Source organism: Terribacillus sp. JSM ZJ617 (assembly GCF_044383785.1).
Taxonomy (GTDB): Bacteria; Bacillota; Bacilli; order Bacillales; family Amphibacillaceae; genus Terribacillus.
In genome coordinates this window covers 962,908-983,975 of record NZ_JBISEQ010000002.1, presented here as the reverse complement: position 1 = coordinate 983,975, position 21,068 = coordinate 962,908, and the positions used below count along the sequence as shown (strand labels likewise).

The 21,068-nt window shown below is 43.5% G+C and carries 20 protein-coding genes; 16 read left to right on the top strand and 4 right to left on the bottom strand.

Going from position 1 to position 21,068, the window contains the following annotated elements; genetic code table 11:
• Positions 1 to 96: 96 nt before the first annotated feature.
• Entirely contained in the window at positions 97 to 963 is an 867-nt protein-coding gene (locus ACH6C1_RS11300; protein ID WP_374077101.1) for a DUF2382 domain-containing protein, read from the top strand.
• A 40-nt stretch (positions 964 to 1,003) separates the two neighbouring features.
• On the opposite strand, the gene ACH6C1_RS11295 is transcribed toward ACH6C1_RS11300, so the two are convergent.
• On the bottom strand, positions 1,004 to 1,867 hold the full coding sequence (locus ACH6C1_RS11295) for a manganese catalase family protein (RefSeq protein ID WP_095224587.1): 864 nt from the start codon (positions 1,865 to 1,867) through the stop codon (positions 1,004 to 1,006).
• Positions 1,868 to 2,052: 185 nt separating this feature from the next.
• Between ACH6C1_RS11295 and ACH6C1_RS11290 the strand changes: the two genes are divergently transcribed.
• Positions 2,053 to 2,889 (top strand): STAS domain-containing protein, encoded by an 837-nt coding sequence (locus ACH6C1_RS11290; RefSeq protein WP_374077099.1) that lies wholly within the window; start codon positions 2,053 to 2,055, stop codon positions 2,887 to 2,889.
• Between the two features lie 128 nt (positions 2,890 to 3,017).
• The gene (locus ACH6C1_RS11285; protein WP_095224589.1) at positions 3,018 to 3,767 is read left to right on the top strand and encodes an SDR family NAD(P)-dependent oxidoreductase; all 750 of its coding nucleotides are present in this window, start codon (positions 3,018 to 3,020) and stop codon (positions 3,765 to 3,767) included.
• 100 nt (positions 3,768 to 3,867) lie between these two features.
• On the opposite strand, the gene rpsD is transcribed toward ACH6C1_RS11285, so the two are convergent.
• Positions 3,868 to 4,470 (bottom strand): 30S ribosomal protein S4, encoded by a 603-nt coding sequence (gene rpsD, locus ACH6C1_RS11280; protein ID WP_095224590.1) that lies wholly within the window; start codon positions 4,468 to 4,470, stop codon positions 3,868 to 3,870.
• Between the two features lie 387 nt (positions 4,471 to 4,857).
• Between rpsD and ACH6C1_RS11275 the strand changes: the two genes are divergently transcribed.
• On the top strand, positions 4,858 to 6,684 hold the full coding sequence (locus ACH6C1_RS11275) for a sensor domain-containing diguanylate cyclase (RefSeq protein ID WP_374077096.1): 1,827 nt from the start codon (positions 4,858 to 4,860) through the stop codon (positions 6,682 to 6,684).
• Positions 6,685 to 6,720: 36 nt separating this feature from the next.
• Here ACH6C1_RS11275 and ACH6C1_RS11270 read toward each other — a convergent pair whose 3' ends face one another.
• On the bottom strand, positions 6,721 to 7,206 hold the full coding sequence (locus tag ACH6C1_RS11270; RefSeq protein WP_374077094.1) for a GAF domain-containing protein: 486 nt from the start codon (positions 7,204 to 7,206) through the stop codon (positions 6,721 to 6,723).
• Positions 7,207 to 7,326: 120 nt separating this feature from the next.
• Here ACH6C1_RS11270 and refZ point away from each other — a divergent pair, with 120 nt between their 5' ends.
• The 9 genes from refZ (at position 7,327) to ACH6C1_RS11225 (ending at position 15,999) form a co-directional block, all read left to right on the top strand.
• Positions 7,327 to 7,965, top strand: coding sequence for a forespore capture DNA-binding protein RefZ (gene refZ / locus ACH6C1_RS11265; RefSeq protein WP_095224593.1), 639 nt, complete (start codon positions 7,327 to 7,329; stop codon positions 7,963 to 7,965).
• Between the two features lie 155 nt (positions 7,966 to 8,120).
• Positions 8,121 to 9,812 carry a septation ring formation regulator EzrA gene (gene ezrA / locus ACH6C1_RS11260; RefSeq protein ID WP_374077092.1) on the top strand — a complete coding sequence of 564 codons (1,692 nt, stop codon included), beginning with the start codon at positions 8,121 to 8,123 and terminating at the stop codon, positions 9,810 to 9,812.
• Between the two features lie 83 nt (positions 9,813 to 9,895).
• Positions 9,896 to 11,035: a cysteine desulfurase family protein gene (locus tag ACH6C1_RS11255; protein WP_374077090.1), complete on the top strand. Its 1,140-nt coding sequence runs from the start codon at positions 9,896 to 9,898 to the stop codon at positions 11,033 to 11,035.
• Between the two features lie 4 nt (positions 11,036 to 11,039).
• Positions 11,040 to 12,239: a tRNA uracil 4-sulfurtransferase ThiI gene (gene thiI, locus ACH6C1_RS11250; protein WP_374077087.1), complete on the top strand. Its 1,200-nt coding sequence runs from the start codon at positions 11,040 to 11,042 to the stop codon at positions 12,237 to 12,239.
• Positions 12,240 to 12,314: 75 nt separating this feature from the next.
• On the top strand, positions 12,315 to 12,509 hold the full coding sequence (locus ACH6C1_RS11245; RefSeq protein WP_374077085.1) for an alpha/beta-type small acid-soluble spore protein: 195 nt from the start codon (positions 12,315 to 12,317) through the stop codon (positions 12,507 to 12,509).
• A gap of 99 nt (positions 12,510 to 12,608) precedes the next feature.
• Positions 12,609 to 13,142 (top strand): DUF2953 domain-containing protein, encoded by a 534-nt coding sequence (locus ACH6C1_RS11240; protein WP_374077083.1) that lies wholly within the window; start codon positions 12,609 to 12,611, stop codon positions 13,140 to 13,142.
• Positions 13,143 to 13,152: 10 nt separating this feature from the next.
• Positions 13,153 to 13,590 carry a GerW family sporulation protein gene (gene ytfJ, locus ACH6C1_RS11235; RefSeq protein ID WP_095224598.1) on the top strand — a complete coding sequence of 146 codons (438 nt, stop codon included), beginning with the start codon at positions 13,153 to 13,155 and terminating at the stop codon, positions 13,588 to 13,590.
• A gap of 110 nt (positions 13,591 to 13,700) precedes the next feature.
• Positions 13,701 to 15,299, top strand: coding sequence for a DcuS/MalK family sensor histidine kinase (gene dcuS / locus ACH6C1_RS11230; RefSeq protein WP_374077080.1), 1,599 nt, complete (start codon positions 13,701 to 13,703; stop codon positions 15,297 to 15,299).
• Positions 15,292 to 15,999 (top strand): response regulator, encoded by a 708-nt coding sequence (locus ACH6C1_RS11225; protein ID WP_366247393.1) that lies wholly within the window; start codon positions 15,292 to 15,294, stop codon positions 15,997 to 15,999. The genes dcuS and ACH6C1_RS11225 overlap by 8 nt, the downstream gene beginning before the upstream one ends.
• Before the next feature lie 31 nt (positions 16,000 to 16,030).
• Here the strand turns inward: ACH6C1_RS11225 and ACH6C1_RS11220 are convergent, their stop codons facing one another.
• The gene (locus ACH6C1_RS11220) at positions 16,031 to 17,005 is read right to left on the bottom strand and encodes an NAD(P)-dependent alcohol dehydrogenase (protein ID WP_374077078.1); all 975 of its coding nucleotides are present in this window, start codon (positions 17,003 to 17,005) and stop codon (positions 16,031 to 16,033) included.
• 233 nt (positions 17,006 to 17,238) lie between these two features.
• Between ACH6C1_RS11220 and ACH6C1_RS11215 the strand changes: the two genes are divergently transcribed.
• From ACH6C1_RS11215 to ACH6C1_RS11205, 3 genes are all read left to right on the top strand, one after another.
• Positions 17,239 to 18,603, top strand: a complete 1,365-nt coding sequence (locus tag ACH6C1_RS11215) for a 2-hydroxycarboxylate transporter family protein (protein WP_374077077.1) — start codon at positions 17,239 to 17,241, stop codon at positions 18,601 to 18,603.
• 113 nt (positions 18,604 to 18,716) lie between these two features.
• Positions 18,717 to 19,712, top strand: a complete 996-nt coding sequence (locus ACH6C1_RS11210; RefSeq protein ID WP_374077075.1) for a class I SAM-dependent methyltransferase — start codon at positions 18,717 to 18,719, stop codon at positions 19,710 to 19,712.
• Between the two features lie 105 nt (positions 19,713 to 19,817).
• Positions 19,818 to 21,017, top strand: a complete 1,200-nt coding sequence (locus ACH6C1_RS11205) for an acetate kinase (RefSeq protein WP_095224614.1) — start codon at positions 19,818 to 19,820, stop codon at positions 21,015 to 21,017.
• The last annotated feature ends 51 nt before the right edge of the window (positions 21,018 to 21,068 follow it).

Below are 21,068 nucleotides of genomic sequence, written 5' to 3'. Positions count from 1 at the left end.
AATGAGGTCTGATAATTAGGGGGCATGTTTATAAAATGCTATGCCGGGAATACAAAAAACATGAAACACTTCAAAACAATTTAGGAGGCATACAACATGTTAGCACAAAATAAAATCGAAACCTTCCAAAATGAAAATGATGTGATCGTAAGAGTGAACGAATTGAAATCCAAAGGTATTCAAGAAAACAAAGTAACAGTAATAACAGACAAGAAACCTGAATCCTCTATTCTGGCTGACAGATTGAGCGTGAACTATAAGGAGGCTAAAGGTTCCTTTGGCGATAAGGTATCTGCTTTGTTTTCCGGAGATGATCCAGAGGAGAAGGCATTAGAGGATCTTAACTTGAACCAAAAAGAAACTGACCGTTATGTGGATGAATTGAAGAGCGGGAAAATCCTGTTGTTTGTTCATCCCTCAGCACAACAAAAATTGCAGGGAGATGCCTCAGCAACAAATAGTGACACATTAAGAGCACAAGAAAAAAATACAACACCTGGAAATAACACAACACAAACTGGCAATACTGCTTTTGCGGATTTGAATAGCGGTAAAACAGGACAACCTAATGCATCCCAGACAGAACAAATGGAATTGCATGAAGAGGTAGTCGATGTTGATACGAATACAGTGAAATCCGGTGAGGTTAATATTGATAAACGTACGGTGACGGATCAAGAAGAATTTGAGGTTCCTGTAACAAAACAGGAAGTGAGTATCGAACGCCGCCCAGTCAATAAAGTAAGTGAGCGAGGGAAAACAGCTGGAGCTTACACAGAAAAAGATGAAATTCATGTGCCGGTATTCGAAGAAAAAGTAGATGTGGATAAGAAAGACGTCATTAAAGAAGAGATTGTCGTCAATAAGAAAGACGTCAAAGATAATGTCCATGTACGTGAAAACGTAAGACGTGAAGAAGCAGAGATTAAAGATACTACAAATAAAAATAATGGTCTAAAATAATCAAAAAGCTCACCAGTATATGCTGGTGAGCTTTTTTGTCTTATCGATTCAAGTCACTTATTCCGGTGCTATGCTCATTTGGAAGTTCCGGCAATTCAGGTACAGGGAAGCCAGCTGGCGGTTGGGAAACTGAGAATTCCCCGCCATTTCTGCTAGGTACGGTTCCCTGGATAATTTCTGCAATACGGGTTTGATCAAGACGGAAATTGAATTGTGTATTATGGAAGCCCATATCTACGAATTTTTTACATTCAGGATATTTGTTGATGTCATAATTCGGCACCGGTAAGATTCTGCCCCAATCCACACCTAGTGTTTCCAATGCTTTTGCAAAAGCGTTCTGGTGTGCATTATCCCGAACGATAAGGAAAGCTAAAGTTTCCCGGAACGTTGCATTGGAACTCATTTCATATATACGTGTCTTCTGCAAAACGCCAGTTGATTCCAGCACGACGTTATTCAGCAGGTCAGCAATCAAGTTGCCATGGTTGTAAACCCATGAGCCATTCCATGGATTACCTGCCGCATCAAATGGAATAGAAGACTGTGCACCGATAATATAGTGATGCGGGTTTACGTTAGGCGTCTGTTCGATTGGACCATCAAGTGGAGCTCCATCGGGCGCAGTGTTTCCTGCTCCGCCTTCACCAGACTCGTCCAGCAAGGCATTGATTGTATTTTGCACCAGCTCAACGTGAGCTATTTCTTCCAGGAAGATACCGCGCAGAAGATCACGGAACTGTTTCTGTTTTCCTCGGAAGTTCGAGCTTTGGAAGAAGAATTGCATCATAGTGCGCATTTCTCCATAATGACCGCCTAGGATTTCCTGCAATACTTTCGCAGCAGCGGGATCTGGCTTATCCGGTTTGATGATATTGATTAATTCCTCTTTGTAATAATACATTGAAGAGCACCTCAACTTCCTGTCGATTTAATCTTATTGTCCTCTGTCATGTTTCCCATTATTCATCTCAACTTAGGAAAATGGTATTATTTTTCCTTTATATCATCTGTTCTGTATAGATTTACATCAAAAAAAGATGCTATAGTAAAATGTGTTTAGATTACTTAGAAATAAGGGGCAGAGAAATGCTATATCAACAGGAGTTACATCAGCACTATCTGGAAAATATAGATCACATAGTAGAGAAGTGGTACGCTGCAGCTGACAAATCGAGCGGCGTATATTCGGTAACAGATCCGGACGCAATTGCACAGCTGAAAGCACAGAATAGAGGATTTCACGAGCAATTTTGTGAAGTTTTGAATCAGGATTCCAATGTTTCGTGTGATGCATTTGAGGATTGGATCGTTTCTATTGCCAAGGATGATCGGCACTTGGATACACCGATTGAAGCAATCATTAATGAATTTTATCGCAATCAGGCATTGTATCTTGAGGTTCTTCGGGAATTCTGCAAGGAGAAGAAAGTAGATGCACAGACAGCTTTGGATTATTATCAGAAAATAACCGATTCGTTTAATCAGGTGATCGTCTGGTTCATCAGTGAAAATGCAAAGCAATCTGAGTTCAAATTACAGGCTCAGCAGGATATGATACTGGAGCTTAGCACACCTGTCATTTCATTGACACCTACTGTGGCGCTATTGCCGCTTGTAGGAGAAATCGATACGAATCGAGCTCAGTATATGATGGATAACGTACTGCATAGCTGCTCGAAGCTGGGAGTCGATCATCTATTCATTGATATGTCGGGTGTCGTCGTTATCGACACAATGGTGGCCCAGCGGATTTTCTCTATTATCGAATCGTTGAAGCTGCTCGGAGTAGAGACTATCATTTCCGGTATGCGTCCTGAAATCGCCCAAACTTCCACCCAGCTAGGCATTCCGTTCAACCAGCTGAAGACGACGCATTCCTTGAAGAATGCAGTAGAGAAGATTATGCTGCAGAAAATAAAGTGATTGAAAAAAGAGCACTTCTAAAGTGCTCTTATTTTTTCGACAAAAGTCGACTTTCTTCATAATTTCAGGAGAAAGTAGTACAATAGTATTTGTATAGTTCAAACTATCTACTATCGGAGGGGTTACATATGAGTAAAGTAGCAATCATTACAGGGGCAGGCAGCGGTTTAGGCCAAGCTACGGCTGTACGACTTGCGGAAGAAGGCGTGAATATTGCCGTGGTTGACGTAAGTGAAAAAGGTGCTGGCGAGACTGTTGAATTAGTGAAACAAGCTGGAGCAGAAGCAATTTTCATCCAAGCAGATGTTTCCAAAGAAGCAGATGTTAAGAATTATGTAGATAAAACTGTCGAGCATTTCGGTTCTATCGATTACTTCTTCAATAATGCCGGGATTTCAGGAAGCGGTAAATATTTCTTGGATTCTGATGTTGCAGAAATTGAACGCATCGTTGCGATCAATTTGCTAGGTGCACTTTATGGTGTCCGTTATGTAGCAGAAGTAATGGTGAAAAATGGCGGAGGATCAATCGTTAATACATCATCCAGTGCTGGTGTAATCGGTCAGGACTCTGTTGTGACGTATGCAGCGACAAAACATGCGATTGTCGGCATGACCAAAAGCTTGGTTGCGGAATATGCGAAGGATGGTTTGCGTGTAAACGCAATAGCGCCAGGTCCTACAGAAACGAAGATGGTGGCAGAGTTTTATGCTGCCAATCCGAAAATGAAAGAAAATGCGACTGGCGGTATCCCGCAGAAACGTCTTGGAACACCGGAAGAAGTAGCAGAACTTGTTACATTCCTTCTTACTTCTAAAGCACAGTACATCAATGGGGAAGTTATCCGTATTGATGGCGGTTTTACGAATACGAAATAATTTTGTTAAAGAGGAGACGTCTTGCTTATAGTAAGGCGTCTTTTTTATACATAAAAAAACTCCGGAGATGCCTAAAGGCAATCCGGAGTCTTTCAAGCAATTAACGGGAGTAGAACTCTACGATAAGTGCTTCGTTGATTTCAGCTGGAAGCTCAGAACGCTCTGGGTAACGAGAGTAAGTTCCTTGCAAGCTGTTTGCATCGAATGTCAAGTAATCTGGTACGAAGTTATTCGCTTCAACAGAACTAGCAATGATATCAAGTTTAAGTGATTTCTCACGAACACCGATAACTTGACCAGGTTTTACGCGGTAAGATGGGATATCTACGCGTTTGCCGTCTACAGTGATGTGGCCGTGGCCAACGATCTGACGAGCTTGTCTGCGAGTACGAGCCAAGCCTAGACGGAATACAAGGTTATCAAGACGAGACTCAAGAAGTGTCATGAAGTTCTCACCATGGATACCTTTCATTTTACCAGCTTCCTCGAATGCACGACGGAATTGGCGCTCGTTCATGTTGTACATGTAACGAAGTTTTTGTTTCTCAGCTTGCTGCAAACCGTATTCGGATTGCTTTCTGCGTTGGTTTGGACCGTGTTGTCCTGGTGGGTAAGGGCGTTTGTCAAGCTCTTTACCTGTTCCGCTTAGGGAGATACCAAGACGACGGGATTTTTTCCATAATGGACCTGTATAACGTGCCATGGATAAATTCCACCTTTATTATTTTATTTGCATAAAATAAAAACAGAGTGTGCTCGAATCACCTGTTGATTATGTTTTCATGTACCATCGCTCCGACAGCAGAGAGTTACACGATACACCTTCTGAAACAAGGAGAAACGAAGATTCGTCTCTTAGTACACCTTGCCAAGAAAGGAACAAAATCAGACAAATGGGAGTTCACATAGGCCGCCATTTATTTTACACAAAGAGTATTATAAGCTTTCTGTCTGGTTAAAGTCAAGGCAATTAGACAAAGGAGATATTATGAATATGATTGTAAGTAAAAAGAACTAGGATATCAATTGAGAATTGAGTCTATTATCTTATATAATAGAATAAAACTACCAAAATGTAGGGGAGATGCAAATGGAGCGGCTAACTGACAGCAATCTTGAACAAGCAAAGCTTTATTTCTACCAGCTCCTCGTATCGGGAGAAAGCTATAGTTACAGAGAGATACTTGCGCTTATGACCGAAAATATGAAGAATCTCCTGCAGGCAGACAGTGTGGCGCTATATTTATATGATGAATGGCAGCAGCAATTGGACCGAATAAGCTATGCCGGGCCGAGGCAGAGCGGATTCCGTCTATCTATTGGCTATATTCGCCAGGGTGTTTGCATACCTGATATGTTAAGGGAATTCCCGCATGTATTGGATAGAGTCTTACCCCTACATCGTCCGAATGAGGAAGTCATCGGATTTCTGTATATCGGGGGAGGCGGAGAAAAGATTCCTGATTGCAGGGAACTTGCCTGGGAAATCGGGAGTTATGTTACGCACCTTATCCGTACGTTTCAAGCGAAAGAAGATGAAAAGCATACTGTACAATTATATGAAGCAACCACAAATCTGCATGCTTCTATTGATATGCATGATGTGCTGAGAGTGTTGATCACGACTTTGCAGCGCACTTATCCGCAATTTGTTTATGCACTTTTACTCGCCCAAGATTATCATGGTGATACAGATTTGCCAATCAAAAATTTGGTTTATGATTATTCTGTCCATGAAGCCAGTACGCGGGCATATATGACAGGTGAAGTGCAAATGGAAGCGAGTGCAAATGGAGAAGTGGTCAATCGGTATGTGCCTTTGAACGGCAAGCAGGGTATATATGGTGTATTGCATATCTCGGTTCCCGCAGCTATTGCATATACAAAAGCGGATCATAGTTTTATTACGAAGCTAGCTGATTCGGCAGGGAATGCACTTGAGAATGCCAGATTGTATCAACACTCCAAGAAACTGATAAGTGATCTGCAGCTAATTAATGAAACATCGAAGAAAATGAATGCCAACTTGCGTCTATCAGATACAATCAGTTTAATGCATCAGCAAATTCGAGATACGTTCGGCGGGGAAGAAATTGGATTCATTCTATATAGAGGAGATCAAGACGCAGGTGACATTTTGAATGGCAGTACAGGTTTTTTCTTTGAAAAAAATTCCCGGGTTTTCCTGGAATGGATTGCACAGCATTGTCGGAATGGACAAGGGGAAGCGATGTTTTTCAGCAACTTCCAGGAACGATATCCGAATGTGCCGCTTCCTTATCGGTCTTTACTGGCGATTCCGATGGTAAGATCGGAACAGCTGCAAGGTGTAGTGCTTGTACTTCATCGCAACCCTAGCTTTTTCACTTTTGAATCATTCCGTTTGATCGAATCACTTGTGCAGCATTCTTCGTTGTCGATAGTCAATTCCATGCTTCGTGAGAGACTTGAGAATTTGGTCATTACAGACTATCTTACGAATCTATTTTCAAGAAGTTATCTGGATGAACGGATGCGTGAGCATATACAGGAAGATGCGCAAGGCGGCTTTATCCTGATTGATGTGGATGACTTCAAAAAAGTGAATGATACGTATGGGCATAATACGGGTGATTATCTCCTGATCCAAGTGGCCAATCTTATCAAGGATTTGCTCGGCCCGTCAGATGTGGCAGCAAGATGGGGCGGAGAAGAGCTGGCAATCTACCTGCCGCATGCGTCTTTTGATCAGACAATAAAGAAGGCAGAAAGAATCGTTCAAAGTATTGCGGGCTCGACACGTCCTGCAGTTACGGTTTCCTGCGGGGTATCTACATGGACAGATGAAGATCGTCCAGCCGTACATAACCTGTTCTCCAGAGCGGACCGTAAGCTTTATGATGCAAAAAGGCTCGGAAAAAACAGATATTGCATCTAAATGAAAAAAACAGCTTCCTTTAGCGGAAGCTGTTTTTTATTCAGTCAAATGCTTGACGAGAACTTCGATGAATTTTTCTAAGTATTTCTGATCTGTTTCGTCGAATCGATTTTTGGACGGACTATCGATATCAAGCACTCCGTAAGATTTGCCATTTACAACGATAGGAACAACGATTTCGGACTGGCTTGCTGCGTCACATGCGATGTGACCAGGGAATTGATGTACATCGGCTACTAGCTGTGTTTTATTTTCTGCTACAGCTGTTCCGCATACACCTTTACCAATTTTAATTCGTACACACGCCGGAAGGCCTTGGAATGGACCTAGAATCAATTCTTCTCCTTTATGAAGATAAAAACCGACCCAGTTCACATCATCCAAAAACTGATTCAAAAGAGCAGAGGCGTTTGCCAGATGAGCGATTTCGTCTTCTTCGCCAGTAAGCAACGCATCAAGCTGTTTGACGAGCAATTCATAGTCCTTTTCACGGGAACCGCTATAAGCCTTTGTTTCGAACATATTCATTTCCCCCATATTATTAATTTCTGTAATTCGACAGAAGGCGCGAGATTTGGCGAGCGAAAGTTGCAGGTATGCCTCTTTCGCTGTCGTATACAACAGATAAAGGAGCTGAGAAGATTGAAAAAAAATGACACGAAACAAAAAGTGATGGACGCCGCTTGTCAATTGTTCTACACAAAAGGCTACCATGGGACATCCGTCCGCGATATTGCGGGAAAAGCTTCGGTCAATGTCTCCTTGATCAACTATTATTATAAGAGCAAGCAAGGACTTCTGGAAGCATCCGTCGTGCTGTATTACGAAGAATATCTTGCTGTGCTGGAGAAAATAGCCCAAAAACGCGGGCAGGACTCTTCCAGTACCTATCTGAAACAATTAATTGAAGCAATTATACATTATAAGCTCTCGCGGAATCAATTCACGGGTTTCATCCAAAGGGAGCTCATGCTGGATTCTGTCTTTGTCAGGGAAATGGCGGTGACGTATCTTGCGAAGGAGAATCATACGCTGAAGCAAGCCTTCCGTGATTACTTGGAAGCCAGTGGGATACGTGAAAGGGAAGGAGTATATCTTTACATGCAGCTTTCCGGTATGCTGTCTGCGCCATTTACGATGAACAAAGAAATGAAAGGAATGCTGCTGACAGAGGAGTCACGCCGCTATTTTTGCAGCATGTACACGTCAAGTATCCATCATTGGATCGATACGTTGACAACGGTTTCTTCCGCTGCGCTCCGTGCAGTATCCGCCAATTGATGCATTACCAGGGGAAAAACATGGAAAATACCAGAGAAATTTGAAAAAATTTAGCCATATTTGCGGTTTACATGGTATCATATTAGTATTAAAAATAGATAACGATTATTAGGGTATTACTCCTTTTTCCCGAGTATTGGTTAGGAGGCTGGACATTGCCGTACATCATCGGAGGTATTATTTTAATCATCGCCCTGATCATCTTGGGCTTGATTATGAGAAAGCGAGTTTATGATGAAGTGGACCGGCTTGAGAGCTGGAAAATGGATATATCGAACCGCAACGTATCGGAAGAATTAGCGAAAGTGAAAGCGTTGAACCTGTCTGGAGAAACACAGGAAAAATTCGAATCGTGGAAGGAACGCTGGGATCATATCGTAACCAAAGAGCTTCCAGATACAGAAGAGGCTCTTTTTGATGCGGAGGAAGGTGCTGACCGCTATCGTTTCAAAAAAGCGAAACAGCATCTGCAGCAAGTGGAAGTGACACTTTCCCGAGTGGAGGATAAGATTGAAGCTATGTTCCGTGAGCTGGACGAGCTGCTTGCATCGGAAGAAGAAGCTCGCAAGCAGGCAGAGGCTTTACAGCCTGTACTGCAGACGCTGAAGCGTACGATTTCGCAGCATCGCCACCAATTCGGAAAAGCAGATGTGCGTTTTGAGACAGCGATTGCTGAGCAAATCACACAGCTGGCTACCTATCATTCACTCATCGAATCTGGTAACTACTTCGAAGCTAACCAACTCATTACAGATGTGAAAATGAAAACAGAGTCCCTGGAAGCTGAGATTGAGGCATTTCCTCAAGTGTACAAGCAGGTGAAGCAAGACCTGCCGGCGCAAGTCACGGATTTGCTGGGCGGTATCCGCGAGATGAAGCAAGATGGCTACCGGATCCATCATCTAGGTTTCGAAGACGAGCTGAAGGCTGAGAAGGAACGTTTGGATCTTCTGATCAAACAGCTGGAAGCGGGCGATGCAGAAGAGACGAATTTGGTTATACCTGCTTTGGAAAACCGCATTAAAGAGATGTATCAACTGCTGGAGAACGAGGCTGTTGCCAAGAATTATGTCGATTCCAAATTCGAGCAATACGTCAATGCTGTCGAGAAGAAAACAGAGTCCTATATCAAGACAAAAGAAGAAGTTGACCTGCTTCGGGAATCTTATTTCTTTACTGACAATGATGTCGAATTCCATCTGAAGCTCGAAACAAAGATCTCCAGACTCGTCAAACAGCTTGAGACGCTGCAGCAAGAGGTCGATGATGAGCTCGTATCACATGCGAAGCTGAAGGAAGAGCTGGAAGCGGGCTTCCGTGAACTGAGTGCCATAGAAGAGGAACACGAGGCAATCCGTGAAAAGATCAAGACATTGCGTAAAGATGAATTGGAAGCTAAAGAGAAAATTGCTGACATGCGGCAGAAGCTGTACGATGTGAATCGGAAATTGCAAAAGAGCAATATTCCTGGTGTACCGCAGGATGTTTGGCAGATGGTCGAAGAGAGTCAGGAGAAAACCTCCCGCACAATGGAAGTTCTCGAAGCACATCCGTTAGATATGGCTGAGGTCCGTACACATCTGCAGCAGGCAGAGGAAGTCACCAATAAGACTATTGAACAAATTGAGCATTTACTTGAACAAGCTTATTTGGCAGAAGTAGTGATTCAGTATTCCAATCGTTACCGCAGCCAATATCCGATGCTTGCTGCCGAAATGGCAGAATCAGAGAAGCTTTTCCGTGAATATCAATACGAACAAGCCTTGGAACGGGCTGCACGTGCATTACAAGATATAGAGCCAAAAGCGCTGGAACGCTTGGAAAAACATATCAAGGTTCCCAGCTGATACATAAAGCAATCCCTTGCCACATGCGAGGGATTGCTTTATTTTAGTAAAAGACAGTTTTTGAACAGAGGGGAGACGGATATATGATTTACTTTGATAACAGTGCAACAACGAAGCCGCACCCTGACGTGCTTGTCAGTTACACAGAGGCAGCACAAGCGTATTTCGCCAATCCTTCTTCTCTGCACCGATTGGGCGGCAGTGCAGAACAGCTGTTGACTGCATGCCGGAAACAAGCTGCACAGCTTTTACATGTCGGGGAAAATGAGGTTTTTTTCACATCAGGCGGAACGGAAGGAAATAACCTGGCAATTAAAGGAACGGCATTTCAGAAAAAACGTATAGGGAATCATATTATTACGACGACCGTGGAACATCCTTCTGTCTTGGAGACTTGTGCGGAATTGGAGAACCAGGGCTTTAAGGTAACGTACATTGATGTGGATAAGTACGGTTATGTGACAGCTGAGAAGATAAAAGCGGCCATAACAGATCAGACCATCCTTGTAAGTGTGATGCATGTGAATAATGAACTTGGCACCATCCAGCCAATTAAGACAATTGGCCAGATGCTGACCGAATTTCCTGCTATCACTTTCCACGTCGACCATGTCCAAGGAGCCGGGAAAGTATCACTCAATCTCAAAGAGAGTCATATTCATCTTTGTACGCTATCAGCTCATAAATTTCATGGAGTGAAAGGCAGCGGTATACTGTATAAAGCTGCTGATACACGTATAGCTGCTCAGATGTCCGGGGGAGGACAGGAACAGGCACTTCGCTCCGGAACCGAAAATGTACCTGGAATAACGGCTATGGTTAAAGCACTGCGGTTGGCGATGGAAGAGCTGCAGACCCATCCTGCTAAACTTTTTGAATTGAGGGAGCGACTTTGGGCTGGACTGGAAAGAATGGAGGGCGTTGTACTTCATTCTCCTCCTGCTGGTGCTCCGCATATCATGAACTTTTCTGTTCCCGGATTGAAGCCGGAAGTATTGGTGCATGCTCTTGGTGAAAAGGATATTTATGTATCGACAAAATCAGCGTGCTCTTCCAAAAACAGCGACGCGAGTGCGGTGCTGCTCGCTTGCGGGGTGCCGGATGCGCAGGCGGAATCTGCTATCCGTGTGAGTTTTTCTTATGATAATACACAGCAAGAAGTCGACTATTTCTTGGAGATACTTGAAAAGACATTAACACAATTAAAGAAAGTGATGAGGTAAGCTTATGCAGTATGATCATATATTGATACGTTATGGAGAAATGGCACTAAAAGGAAAGAATCGTAAGCATTTCACCAAACAACTGGAATATAATGTGAAGGACCAAATCAGATCTTACCCGAAAGCGAAAGTAGAACGTACTCGCGACCGGATGTATATTCATCTTCATGGGGAAGATCATGAACCGATCGTAGAAGCATGCCGGCATATATTCGGCATCCATAGCTTCAGTTTGGCTATCCGGACGGAAAATGAAGAGCAGGCAATCAAACAAGCTGCATTGCAGCTACTGCTCGATAATCCAGCAGGAACGACATTCAAAATCTCTTGCCGACGAACAAACAAACGATTCCCGATTGATTCACAGGAGATGAATCAGCGTATCGGTGCGTACGTTCTTCAGAACAGTGAGGGCTATCCTGTTGATGTAAGGAAACCTGGTGTGGACATCATGGTGGAGATTCGCGAGCGAGCAACTTATGTAACTGGCCAAAAAATCAAGGGGCCGGGCGGCTTGCCAGCAGGCAGTTCAGGCAAAACTCTATTAATGCTATCAGGCGGTATCGACAGTCCTGTCGCAGGATATCTGGCTATGAAGCGCGGTGTCGAAATCGAAGCAATCCATTTCCATTCACCGCCTTATACAAATGAACGTGCAAAACAGAAAGTGATCGACTTAGCACAAACATTATCGAAATTCGGTGCTAAAGTGAAGATTCATGTTGTTCCATTCACAGATTTACAGGTGAAGGTGCATCAAGAAATACCCTTTGGCTATAGCATGACAGTCATGCGTCGGATGATGCTGCGTATCAGTGAACGAATTGCGGAAAAAAACGGTATCATGTCGCTTACTTCCGGAGAAAGCCTTGGTCAAGTCGCGAGTCAGACGATGGAAAGTATGTTTGCAATCAACGAAGTGACGAATTATCCGATACTTCGTCCATTGATAACAATGGACAAGTCTGACATCATCGATATTGCAAAACAAATCGATACCTATGAAATTTCAACTCGCCCATATGATGACTGCTGTACAGTATTTGTACCAGAGGCACCAAAAACAAAGCCTCGCCGTGAAAAGGTCCATCTGTATGAAGGCACAATCGACTTCTCGGCTGAATTCGAACGAGCTATCGAAGGAACAGAGATTATCACTGCATTGCCAGAAGAAGATAAAGCGCCTTTCGCTGATTTATTGTAAGAACTTCCCATATAAAAAATCCGTATGTTAATCTCCTTGTCAGCGCATGCTACTTGTACAAGGAGGTGACACAAAATGGCTAACAACAACTCAAGCAACCAGCTAGTAGTACCTCAAGCGCAACAAGCACTAGATCAAATGAAATATGAAATCGCACAAGAATTCGGTGTACAGCTTGGCGGAAGCGAAACTTCTCGTGCCAACGGATCTGTTGGAGGAGAAATCACTAAACGTCTTGTACGCACAGCACAAGAGCAATTAAGCAGATAATTTCATAAGTATGGCATAAAGGGGCAGCGTTCGCTGCTCCTTTTCTGTGTAAAAATAAAGAGAATTGCTCATCCTATGCTGTGAGAGGGGCTGGAGAATATGTGGATAGCCATATTTGCGGTTTGTTTGCTGCTATTGATCACAATGGCTCTGGCAGCTAAAGTGACGATACATATTCGTTATGATAAGAATCATTGGCATATTCAAATTCTGGTTTTCGGTATACGTGTGCATAAGCGTCAAATTAAACAGCAATCATCTATTGAACACACGTCCACCGATGATATGAAGCAGCAGCTGAACAATTTCATTACAGATCTGCAAAGAATTTGGAAGTCCTTTCCCTATTTGCGGCAGATTACGAAAAGTGCAGAGCTGCAGAAATTCCGCTGGCATACGACGATCGGTATGTCTGATGCAGCTGCTACAGGCACAATTGTTGGTTTGGTGTGGGCTTTAAAAGGAATAGCCAATCAGATAATCCGATCGAATTTCCAAACCAAACAACCTTTCGACATCCAAGTGCAGCCGATTTTTCAAGCTTCCTTCTTTGATACGAGCTTTCAATGCATAGTGTCTATTCGTACCGGGAAAGCTATGCAGGCTATTATATCCAATGCCAGAGGAAGATAGGAGGAGCAATATGGCAGATCATCCGATTCAAGGCTTAATGAAAACCGCTATGGAAAACCTGAAAGAAATGATCGATGTCAATACGATTGTCGGCGATCCGGTGGAAACACCGGATGGAAGCATCATCTTGACTGTATCTCGTGTTGGTTTTGGTTTTGCAGCAGGAGGAAGCGAGTTTGACGCTGCTTCCGAAGGTAAGAGTGATCAAAAGGAATTGCCTTTTGGTGGGGGAAGCGGCGGCGGTGTTTCCATCACCCCGATAGCCTTTCTCATCGTAGGTCATAAAGGTGTCAAGATGATTCATCTGGATGAACAGACACATTTATATGAAAAGCTGATTGAAGCAGCACCGGCTGCAGTGGAGAAAATCCAAGAAATGCTCAAGCAGAATCCGAAGCAGAAAAAGCAGCAAAAATCGCAACGATTCGATGACGAGACGATATATTGACTAAAAGGCCGCCTGTTGGTGGTTTTTTTAGTTTATAATCCGGCATTATTCCGCTATAATTTAAAGATACTGAGCTTGAAACGGGAAAGCGAAAAGAGAGAAGGTTATACTTGAAACAGAAGATAAATCTGCGGACGCAGATGACTGCACTGGTATTCATAGTCGTAATTCTGGCTGTGACGACGACATTCGTCATGATTGGAATTGAGACGAGTAATAATATCAAATCCCAGGAACGGGAACGTGTACTGCAAACAGCTAAGCTGATAGCGGTGGATCCAGTCGTCGTAAAAGCAGCAGATGAGCAAGATTCTGAGACGCTGCAGAAGTTTACCACGCAGGCCATGGGAATTACAGATGCAGATTTTGTCGTAGTGATGAATATGGATAGCATTCGGCTGAGTCACCCGGATCCGGATGAGATCGGAAAACGATTTGCCGGCGGAGATGAAACTCCGGCTATACAAGGGAAAGAATTTGTCTCGAAAGCAAAAGGGACGCTTGGGCTAAGTTTGCGGGCATTTGCCCCAATTTACAATGAACAAGGACAGCAAGTCGGAGTTGTTGCTGTCGGAATAACGATGAATGAGCTGAATGAGATCATTCGTAACAACCGTTTGCCATTATATTTGGCTACGATACTTAGTTTAGTTATTGGTCTGATCGGAGCTGTCCTGCTGGCACGGAAAATAAAGCAGATCATGCATGGGATGGAACCTGACGAGATTGCTGCTCTTTTGAGTGAGCGGATTGCAATGCTGGAATCGATCAAAGACGGGATGTTGGCTGTCGATACAAATGGGAAAATTCAAATGGTCAACAAAGAAGGAAAAAGATTGCTGGAAGAGATGGGGATCAAAGGAGAGCTGAAGAATCGTCACGTCGATGATGTGCTTCCAGTTACGAAGCTTCATCATGTCATAGCATGGAATAAACCGTTGATTGGCCGTCAGGTCGAGCATAATGGATTGACGCTGGTGATGAATGAAATCCCAATTCAAATCAAAGGAAAAACCGAAGGGGCGATTGCGACTTTTCTCGATCGTACTGAATATAACCATTTAAACGAGAAGCTGACGGATACAATGCTGTACGCGGACGCTTTAAGAGCGCAGACACATGATTTCATGAACAAGCTGCATGTGATTCTTGGTTTATTGGAATTGGAAGATTACGATCAGCTGGAGCGCTATGTGAAAAACGTCGCCGGTAAAGAGAGATCTGCTACGATTGCCATGATTCATCATCTTAAGAATCCTATCCTGGCCGGTTTTCTGCTTGGGAAGAAAAGCTATATGGCGGAAAATGGTGTCCAGCTGGAAGTGGATTGCAGAGATACAATACCGAATACATCTGAAAAGATGAATCAGATGCTCATTACCATTCTAGGTAATTTAATGAACAATGCAGTGGATGCTGTCGATCAGCAGCCAGAGAAGCGCGTCCAGCTTTCCATGAAGTATAGCGATGGACAGCTTTTCTTAGAGCTGACAGACACAGGAAAAGGTATCAGTAAAGAGCAGCAGGAGAAAATATTCACACAAGGCTATTCCACAAAAGGAAACGACCGCGGTTTTGGCCTATATCAAGTGGAAGACTATGTGCAGAAGCTGGGCGGCTATCTTGTCTTGACAAGCGAGCCAGGCGAAGGAACCACCTTCAGCGTCCAGCTGCCGTATGATACACAGGAGGATGTAACAAATGATTAAAGTACTGATCGTGGAAGACGATCCGATGGTTAGCGAATTGAACAAACGCTATGTTAAACAAATGAGCGGATTTGCAGCAGTCGGAGCGGCTCAGAATTATAAAGAAGCACTTGATTTCATTCAACAGAATGAAGTCGACCTTCTTCTTTTGGATGTATATATGAAAGGTAAGAACGGAATAGAATTACTTAAAGAGATTCGTAAACGCGACCAGAAAGTGGATGCTATCATCATCTCTGCAGCAAGCGAGAAACCGATGATTCGCGAAGCGCTGCAATATGGGGCTGTCGATTACTTAATTAAGCCTTTCGAATTCGACCGCTTCCAGAATGCTTTAAGCGGCTATCGAAAACGTCAGCTTATCTTCAGCAACAAAGAAGAGATGACGCAGCAGGAATTAGACAGCCAGCTTCTGCAGCTGCCTGAACAGGAGCAAATGATGCAGCTGCCGAAAGGTCTGACAAGAAGTACCCTTAAGGTCGTTTGGAACAGTATCCTGACTTTCCGTTATAATTTCTTCACGACGGAGGATATCGCAAAAGAAACGGAAATGTCGCAAGTATCCGTACGGAAATATTTGAAGTTCCTGGAGGATGTGCAGCTGCTCGAAGTGGAAATGCATTACGGCAGCATTGGACGACCAGTCTTTAAATATCGTGTTAACGCAAATACCTCCCATCATATCAGTCAATATATCTGACAAAAAAAGAAGCCTTTTTATAGGCTTCTTTTTAATTAGGAATTGTGATGATAACCTTACCGTATGCGTGGTGCTGATCGAGATAAGTGAAGGCCTCTTTACATTCTTGGAATGGATATACTCGATCCACTAAGGGACGGACTTTATCTTCTTCTATTAGATTTGTCAGCTCTGCCAAGTCCTCTGTATTATGTTTTTTTAGGAAGTTACCCAGCTTTTTACTGCTTGCCAACGTGAAGATGGGGCCAAGCAGCATCGCTTCGAACATTTGGGCAACAGATCCACCAACCATCACGTACACGCCATTCTTGTTAAGTAATTTCTTATAGGTAGCAAGCGGCTGATAGCCATTTACCGCCACAATTGCGTCAAAGGAGCCGTAATACATGGTTAAATCGGTTTTTTCATACTCCAATATATAATGAGCACCTAATAGCTTCATATTCTCCTTATGCTTCTTACTGCAAACGGCAGTGACGGTTGCTCCAAAAGCTTTGGCGATTTGGACGGCAAAAGTTCCGACACCTCCTGATGAGCCATAAATCATGATGCGATGCCCTGGCTGTAATCGGACTGCATCCCGTAAAGCTTGTAATGCGGTCAAGGAAGCAAGAGGAACAGCTGCTGCTTGAAGATGGGAAAGTTTGGCCGGTTTCAAGGCCAGTGCCTCCTCTGGAACAGAAGCATATTCAGCCAGCGTGCCGAATCCATAATTGGACAAATCAGCATATACTTCATCGCCTGGTTTAAAGCGTTTTACTTGTTTGCCGACAGCTTTCACGACACCTGAAATATCGCTGCCAGGTATGATATGCTTCGGTTTCCATAACCCATATGCAAAACGAGCGAGAAAGGGTTTGCCCTTCAGCAGTACTAAATTAGCTTGGTTGAGTGAGACGGCATGTACTTTAATAAGCAGTTCATCGTCTTTGGGTACTGGATCAGGGACTTCTTCAGATTGGAGTACAGCAGGAGAACCGTAACGCCGCGTCGTTATTGCCTTCATTATCAGCAACTCCTTTGTTTATCACGCTATTGTATTCCGGTATTGCAGCTTACATGCCAGAAAAACTGGTTAGAAAAGGTATGTATCCGCCATGTCTCAACTAGGAATGCTAAGAAAACTTGCATGTCGTTTTTTAATTACAAAAGTTATATTATATTTAGTTTAGTTAAAAAATAACACAGTTAATTTTGGTTAAATTAGAATAGTCGTATCTACTTAGGGGGTGCATTACTATGGAAATGAAATCGCATACAAGCGATCCTCAATCCAACAACCAAAAGCCATCAGGCTTTAACAAAATTATGGAATGGAAAGTCGGTGTTATGCCGCTTCCGGTGTATATCGTATTAGCAATTATCGTTCTTATTGCAGCATACACCAACCAATTGCCTACTGACATGATCGGCGGCTTCGCAGTCATCATGGTGCTAGGTGTGCTGCTAGGGGATATCGGTCAGCGCATACCTTACTTCAACAGCATCGGAGGACCAGCAATTCTATCCTTGTTCGTCCCATCCATGCTTGTATTCTTTGGTACATTGAGTTCTTCAACTTTGGAAGCAGTCGATCAGCTGATGACATCAGACGGATCCAACTTCCTTTACTTCTACATCGCGTGTTTGGTTGTAGGTAGTATTCTTGGTATGAACCGGACAGTCCTTATCCAAGGCTTCATCCGTATGTTCATCCCATTGGTAACTGGTACGATTGCGGCAGTAACAGTTGGTACTTTAGTGGGTATGCTGTTTGGTTACAGCATGCATCATACTTTCTTCTATATTGTTGTACCAATTATCGCTGGTGGTATCGGTGAAGGTATCCTTCCATTGTCTGCTGGTTATGCAGGTGTTCTTGGCGGAGATGCTTCAACTTATATCTCTCAATTGGTTCCAGCTGCTATCATCGGTAACGTTTGTGCCATCATCATCGCTGGACTAATGAAGAAACTCGGTGAAAAACGCCCAGAGCTTGCAGGACATGATAAACTAGTTCGCTCCAACAAGGGCGATAAAGTATTGGAAGCTGCAAAAGAAAGCTCAACTAAAGCAATCGACTTCAGTTTGATGGGAGCGGGTCTCCTTGTTGCAATGAGTTTGTTCGTTCTTGGACGAGTTGTCGAGCATTGGATTCATGTAGTGGCTGGCTTCACACTTTCCGGCGCAATCATCATGATCATTGCTGCAACAATCATCAAGTCTGGTAACTTGTTGCCTGCGAAGCTTCAAACTGGTGCACAGCAATTGTACAAATTCGTATCTACTGCGTTTACTTGGCCTTTAATGGTTGGTTTGGGTATTGTCTTCATTCCGCTTGAAGATGTAGCAAGTGTCTTCACGATCGGATTCGCAGTAACATGTGCATCCGTTGTAATCGCAATGGCTGCTACTGGTTACTTTGTAGGTAAATTGATGAATATGTATCCTGTTGAAGCTTGTATCGTTACAGCTTGCCACAGCGGTCTTGGCGGTACTGGGGACGTTGCGATCCTTTCTGCATCCGGCCGTATGGCGTTGATGCCGTTCGCGCAGATCTCCACTCGTCTTGGTGGTGCTGCTACGGTTATCGGTGCAACAGCATTGATGCATTTCTTCGGCTAAAAAGCAAAGCTCAGCTTCGGCTGGGCTTTTTGCTTGCAGCAGAGCCTGTTCTCGCTTCTGTCCGCTGCTTTTGATACAATAAGGCAGATGCAGAGAAATGGAGGAAAAGATACGTGGAACAACAGAATGTCGAAAAGGTTTACCAAGCACTTGACCAAATGGCCGAGGCATTGGAAACACGTGAAAACATACCTTATCTTGATGCACTTGGTGCAGCAATGGAATATATATTGGATCGCGATACAGAAATTACGGAACAGCCATTATTAAAACAGCAGCTGGAGAAGCACGCGGCTGTTTTCGATGGCCAAAGCTATAAAAAAGAGGAGATCCGTAAAGGTATCCAGCTGTCTATCCTAAAAGGTATGAAAGGTGCAACCCAGCAGCAGCACATGCTGACACCTGATACTGTTGCGATGCTAATCGGTTACTTGACGAATAAACTTGTTGGGGAAAATGAAGATTTCCGTATATTCGATCCAGCTGTAGGTACAGGTAATCTGCTTACGGCAGTTTTGAATCAAGTAGAGAGGGAAGGGCATGCTTACGGCAGTGATGTGGATCCGACATTGATTCAGCTTGCTGTCATGAATGCCAATATGCAGCAAAGGCAAATTGAATTTTTCCATCAAGACAGCCTGCGGCCATTCCTTCTCGAGCCAGTCGATTTGGTTGTGAGTGATTTGCCAGTCGGTTATTACCCTGATGATATGCAAGCGGCACAATTTGAACTAAAAGCGGAAGAGGGGCATTCTTACTCCCACCATCTGTTCATTGAACAGAGCCTTCATTATACGAAGGAAGGCGGTTATCTGCTATTTGTTGTGCCGAACTTCTTGTTTGAAAGTGATCAAGCTCGTTCGCTGCATACATTCCTGCAGCAGCATGCACATATCGTCGGATTACTCCAATTTCCTGAGAGCATGTTCAAAAATGAATCCCAAGCGAAAAGTGTTTTGATTCTGCAGAAAAAGGGGACGCTAACTAAAGCGCCGAAGCAAGCATTGCTCGTACAGCTTCCGTCCTTCAAGAATCCAAATGCGATGGCAAATGTCCTGAAACAGATCAACGATTGGTTCGATAATGAGCTATCTGGTTTAAAAAACTAAAAAAATTAATGAAAACTAAAACAAGTCCTCGACATATCTTGCAATGAGCTTGTCGAGACAGGTAAAATAGGGAAGTACGTAAAAGTTTACAAGGGGCTGAACATGTTGAGTAATATTTTAGCAATCAACGCTGGTAGTTCTTCACTAAAATTCCAGCTAATCCACATGCCTGAGGAAGATGTAAAGGCAGTGGGTCTCGTAGAACGTATCGGACTGAATGATTCCATCTTCACTATCAAATTCAATGGTGAAAAAGATGAAACAACTAAAGATATTGAAAATCATGAAGAAGCAGTAAAAATGTTGCTTGAAAAGCTGACTTCCACTGGCGTCATTTCTTCCTTGGATGAAATCGACGGTGTTGGCCACCGTGTTGTACACGGCGGAGAGAAATTCAGTGACTCTGTTCTTATCACAGACCAAGTGATGGAAGAGATTGCAGAAGTATCTGAGCTAGCACCATTACACAACCCAGCAAACTTAACAGGAATCCGTGCATTCAAGGAAATTCTGCCGAACATTCCGGCTGTTGCCGTTTTCGATACAGCTTTCCATCAAACAATGCCACCTGAGTCTTATCTATACAGTCTTCCATATGACTATTATGAAAAATACGGCATCCGTAAATATGGTTTCCACGGAACAAGCCATAAATACGTATCCCAGCGTGCTGCTGAATTGATGGACCGACCAGTTGAACAGCTTCGTTTGATCTCTTGCCACCTTGGTAACGGAGCAAGTATTGCTGCTATCGAAGGCGGAAAATCAGTTGATACATCCATGGGCTTCACACCACTAGCTGGTGTAACGATGGGTACACGCTCTGGTAATATCGACCCTGCACTTATTCCATTCATCATGCGTAAAACAGGCAAAACAGCTGATGAAGTATTGCATGTATTGAACAAAGAGAGCGGAATGCTTGCGCTATCTGGTTTCTCCAGTGACTTGCGTGACATTGAAAGCAAATCTGAAGCAGGCGATGAGCGTGCAGAGCTTGCACTTGATGTCTTTGCAGAAAGAATCCACAAATACCTTGGTTCTTATGCTGCGCGTATGAGCGGAGTAGACGCAATCATCTTCACTGCTGGTGTAGGTGAAAATAGTACGACTGTTCGTGAACGTGTCCTTAAAGGACTGGAATTCATGGGTGTCTATTATGATCCATCCTTGAATAATGTACGCGGGAAAGAACAATTCCTAACTTATCCGCACTCTCCAGTGAAGGTAATTGTTATCCCAACAAACGAAGAAGTTATGATTGCAAGAGACACAGTCCGCCTTTCTGAAACTGTAACAAAATAATTTAGCAGAAAAGCTAGTCCCAGACCTAATGGGACTGGCTTTTTTTGCGTT